Source organism: Bradyrhizobium sp. 142 (assembly GCF_023074015.1).
Lineage (GTDB): Bacteria > Pseudomonadota > Alphaproteobacteria > Rhizobiales > Xanthobacteraceae > Bradyrhizobium.
The window spans coordinates 2,073-3,841 of the sequence record NZ_JADPKQ010000522.1; the positions used below are offsets into that span (position 1 = coordinate 2,073).

Annotated in this window: 2 protein-coding genes; both read right to left on the reverse strand. The window is 59.4% G+C overall.

Annotation, left to right across the window (positions count from 1 at the left end; all coding sequences use genetic code 11):
* On the reverse strand, positions 1-1,213 hold a 1,213-nt coding region (locus tag IVA82_RS46775; protein ID WP_247493974.1), incomplete at its 3' end, for an efflux RND transporter periplasmic adaptor subunit.
* Between the two features lie 34 nt (positions 1,214-1,247).
* On the reverse strand, positions 1,248-1,526 hold the full coding sequence (locus IVA82_RS46780) for a metal-sensing transcriptional repressor (RefSeq protein WP_247382884.1): 279 nt from the start codon (positions 1,524-1,526) through the stop codon (positions 1,248-1,250).
* Positions 1,527-1,769: the final 243 nt, after the last annotated feature.

A 1,769-nucleotide genomic window follows, 5' to 3' on the forward strand; every position in this document is an offset into this window, starting at 1 on the left:
AGTCCTCATCTTTCGGCTTCGAGAGTTCAGCCTTGAGCGAGAACGTATTCGTCACAGCAACGGTTTCGCCCGGCGTCAGGCCGGAGAGGATTTCGAGCGCCTGATCTTCCTTCTGGCCGAGCACGACATCGCGCTTCTCGAAGCCGTCCTTGGTCCGGACGAACACGACTGTCCGCCCCTCAAATTTCTGAATGGCGGTCGTCGGGACGACGACAGGCACGCTCCGTTCATTGAGGGCGACCGCTGCCGTCACGAACGAGCCTGGCCGCCATGTCCGATCGGCATTCTGAATTTCAGCCACGACGCGGGTCGTCCGCGTTTCCTTGTCGACCAGCGGGCTGACGAAGATGATTTTGCCTGTGGTCGTTTCCGAAAGGCCCCTTGCGGAAATCTTCACCGGTTGACCTTCCTTGATCAAAGGAAGGTCGGAGGAGGCGACCGACAAATCTACCCAGACACGGCTCAGATCGACGATGACGAACAGTTCCGTTTCGAGGTTGTCGCGGCCGACCGCCGCTCCCAGTTCGACCTTGCGCTCTACCACGCGCCCTGAAATCGTCGCTCTGACGTCCTGCCGACGCAGCCCGCCTTCCGAGGCCTGAGCGAGCACCGCGATCTCATTGCCGGCAAGTCCAAGCGCCATCAGCTTCTGCCGCGCGATATTGAGCTTCATGCCGGATTGCGCGGCCGCGTTGCGCGAGCGCAAGTATTGCTGCTCGGGCACAGCTCTGCCTTCCCAGAGCGTCTTGTCCCGGTTGGCCAGATCCTGTTGCAGGTCGTTCGTAAGACGAGCTGCCAGATATTCACTCTTGGCGTCGGCAACCTCCCGGCTCTCAAGGACTGCGATCACCTCATCCTTGCCGACGTCCTCACCGATATTCTTGCGCAACTCCGCGACCGTCCCCGACAGCTTGACCGAGACGTGCGCGATCAGGTCGGCGTTTGGAACGATCGAACCAGGAACGACGAGGCGTTTGGCGATCGTGGCAGGACCGACGTTCGACAGATCGATCTGTGCGACTTTGACCTGCTCATCGGTCATCGGCAGCAGGCCTGGGACATCAGGCGCTGCGGACTTCGTGGATACTATCGATTTGTTCTGGGAGCTGAATCCGACAATGCGTTGCACTGTCGTCGATAGCCCCGGTGTCAGCGCGAAGATCGCGGCGCCTGATGCAAACGCGAGAACAACGATGATGAGACGGCTTGCCATAATCCTTCTTCCGACGCGAACGCGCGACCGTTTGTCACAGGTATTTCGAAATAGCCTTGAACTCGTCAACCGCGGCGACGCTCGATTTCCTGTTGCCGTTCGCAGCGGCGTCCAAACAATGATCGACGTGATCGTGGATCAGTGTGCGTTTAGCCTCGCCGACAGCCTTCTCCACCGCATGGAGCTGCTGAGCCAGATCGAGGCAGGAGCGATCCTCATCAAACATCTCGGTGACGCGGCGGAGGTGACCTTCGGCGCGCTTCAACCGTTTGACGATGTTCGGATGGGTTTTATGGACGTGGTCTTGGGCCATAGCAAAACGTATCCCAAGACAAGAGTAGCCCTGTCGCAATCCGGCAGGTTGCAGCGATCACCGGGCGGAGCGAGTCACGAACAGGGGGAAGAAGGGTTACGCCTACCCTGGAACCACCGACTACGGCCGTTTGCTCGAAGTAGATGGCTGTCTTTGGACCGAGTAGCTCGGAGGGTGCGCAGCGCTGGTCGCTATCTGAAAGCCACGAACGAAATCCACCGGCAAGGCGAAATGGCGTTACTC

What these genes read in the sequence shown, in the direction of transcription:
- IVA82_RS46780 (WP_247382884.1), bottom strand. Translation starts at nt 1,526, where the DNA reads ATGGCCCAAGACCACGTCCATAAAACCCATCCGAACATCGTCAAACGG.